We start from the raw sequence: 2,345 nt of genomic DNA on the forward strand, positions 1-2,345 counted from the left end.
CCTACTACTCATACAAGAGTCTGATTGAAAAGCTGAGTTGTTTTGAAAATGCCAGGGTGACACAGATTGACAATCTCCCTCCCGATGTCGTCGGATATAAGTTTGAACGTGGCGCCAGAGCCATCTACGTCCTATGGGCAGATGATGAGCCTGGTCAATGACGGTCACCACGTAAAAGCAAAGAAGGAGGGCGGCTCGCCCCTCGCTGACCCCTTTTGTGCCGGGGGTCGCTGACCCCTTTTATGCCAGGGGTCGCTGACCCCCTTGACCCCATTTTACCATGCTTTCTTAAGAAGATACGATTATATATAATGTGGACGTTTTATTACTCCGGCGGGAATATCTTTCCGGGGTTGAGGATGTTTTTGGGGTCGAAGAGGTTTTTAATCCCCTTCATTAGGTCGATGTTTATCATGTCCAGTTCCATGTCGATATACTTGGCTTTTGTGAGGCCTATGCCATGCTCACCCGAAAGAGTGCCTCCTAGGCTCAGGGTCAGTTCAAACAGTTGTCTGACCACCTTTTCGGCCTTGTTAAAGACATCCTGTTCACTTTTGTCTGTCATAATATTAACGTGTATGTTGCCATCTCCGGCATGTCCAAAACATGCAATGGGCAAGTCGTGTTTCTCCGACAACTTCTCTATTCCCATCAACAACGCCGGAACCCTGTTTATGGGGACCACCACGTCTTCGTTTATCTTAGTTGGACTTATCTTATACAGCGCCGCCGACACACTGCGCCGTGCATCCCACAGAAAATCACGCGACTGACTCTCAACGGCTACCTTGATCTTACCGCCAAACTCATTGCAGATGTTTGAGATCACATCGGCCTCCTTGGCCACAGTCCTGCGATTACCGTCAACCTCGATCAGCAACAGCGCATCTATGTCCTCGGGAAACCCCACCTGCTTCAGACGATTAACCGCAAACAGCGTCAACTTGTCCATCAGCTCAAGGGTGCGCGGGATGATACCCGAGGCGATTATCTTTGCAACCGCCCTGCCGCTGTCCTCAACGCTCGCAAAGGCCGACAGCAACGTGATGATACTATCAGGTTTGGGCAACACCTTCAAGCGAATCTTGCTGATAGTGGCAAGCGTCCCCTCGGAACCAACCAGGAGCCTGGTTATGTCGTATCCCACAACGCCCTTGGCCGTCTTGACACCGGTGTTGATCACCCTGCCATCAGGCAGCACGGCCTCCAACTGCATCACGTAGTCGCGCGTAACGCCGTACTTGACCGCACGCGGCCCTCCGGCATTTTCGGCCACGTTGCCGCCGATGCTGCATATGTTGAGGCTTGCCGGATCGGGGGGATAGAAATAGCCCTTGTCCTCAAGCTCTATCTGCAACAAGCCATTGATTACCCCTGGCTCAACCACCACGTTGAGGTTCTCCACGTCCAGTTCAATGATGCGGTTCATCTTTTCCAGACTCATCAGTATAGCGTTGGCCATCGGCACCGAACCGCCGGTCATACCGGTGCCCGCCCCGCGGGGGATCAGCTTGTAGTTGTTTTCATAGGCAAACCGTGTGATCTTTACTATGTCCGTGGTAGTTTGCGGCCACACCACCGCAGCAGGCGTGATGTCTATACCAGAGGCATCGTAGCCGTAGCACAACAGCACCTCCTTGTCCGTGGAGTACTGACCATCTGTCAGTACTTTACTCAGGCTCTTTATTCCCATAGGTTACTATTATATACCTTTTGATCTATTTTGTGATATAGTATCCCAACGATATTTAAATGCGTAAAAAATTATTACGGGGGAATGACAGACATGAAGAGGATATTTTTAGTTATTTGTATTGCCCTTGTCTCACTGTCGCTGGCCGGGGGACAGGAACAGGATAATCTCAGCCTGGACATAGCCGCAATTGGTACTAACAGCTCCGGAGCCTTGCAGGCAGTTATCGACGTACACGATCAAAGGGGCAAAAGCATCCAGGGGCTAAAGGCCGGAAACTTTACACTGATCGTTGGTAATAAAAAAGGCAAAGCCTCTTCCTTACAAAAAAAATACGAAGAACCCCTCTCTTTAATCATTGCCGTGGACGTCAGCGGTAGTATGAGCGGTGTTGCCCTATCGGATACGAAAAAATACCTCTTCAATCTCATACATCAACTCAACGATGACACCCACATAATGCTTATGACCTTCGGTGGTGAAATCAAAGAAGTCGTACACTTCACCCAAAATCGGGAACTGCTCTACAGTCAGATAGACAACCTAAAGGCGGTTGATAAGAAGACCATCCTGTATAAGGCCATCACAGACGACATAAAGACGGCCTCACGCGCTCCCACCTCAAAGACGGCCATCCTCCTGATAACCGACG

Annotated in this window: 2 protein-coding genes; one reads left to right on the top strand and one right to left on the bottom strand. The window is 50.1% G+C overall.

Annotated elements, in window-relative coordinates:
* Positions 1 to 325: 325 nt before the first annotated feature.
* Positions 326 to 1,693, bottom strand: a complete 1,368-nt coding sequence (locus HWQ67_RS16540; RefSeq protein ID WP_218253790.1) for an FAD-binding oxidoreductase — start codon at positions 1,691 to 1,693, stop codon at positions 326 to 328.
* Positions 1,694 to 1,786: 93 nt separating this feature from the next.
* On the opposite strand from HWQ67_RS16540, the gene HWQ67_RS16545 reads away from it, so the two are divergent.
* The coding region (locus HWQ67_RS16545; protein WP_218253791.1) for a vWA domain-containing protein at positions 1,787 to 2,345 on the top strand (559 nt) is incomplete at its 3' end.

It is taken from the genome of Candidatus Magnetobacterium casense (genome assembly GCF_019173545.1).
GTDB lineage: Bacteria > Nitrospirota > Thermodesulfovibrionia > Thermodesulfovibrionales > Magnetobacteriaceae > Magnetobacterium > Magnetobacterium cryptolimnobacter.

What these genes read in the sequence shown, in the direction of transcription:
- HWQ67_RS16540 (WP_218253790.1), bottom strand. Translation starts at nt 1,693, where the DNA reads ATGGGAATAAAGAGCCTGAGTAAAGTACTGACAGATGGTCAGTACTCC.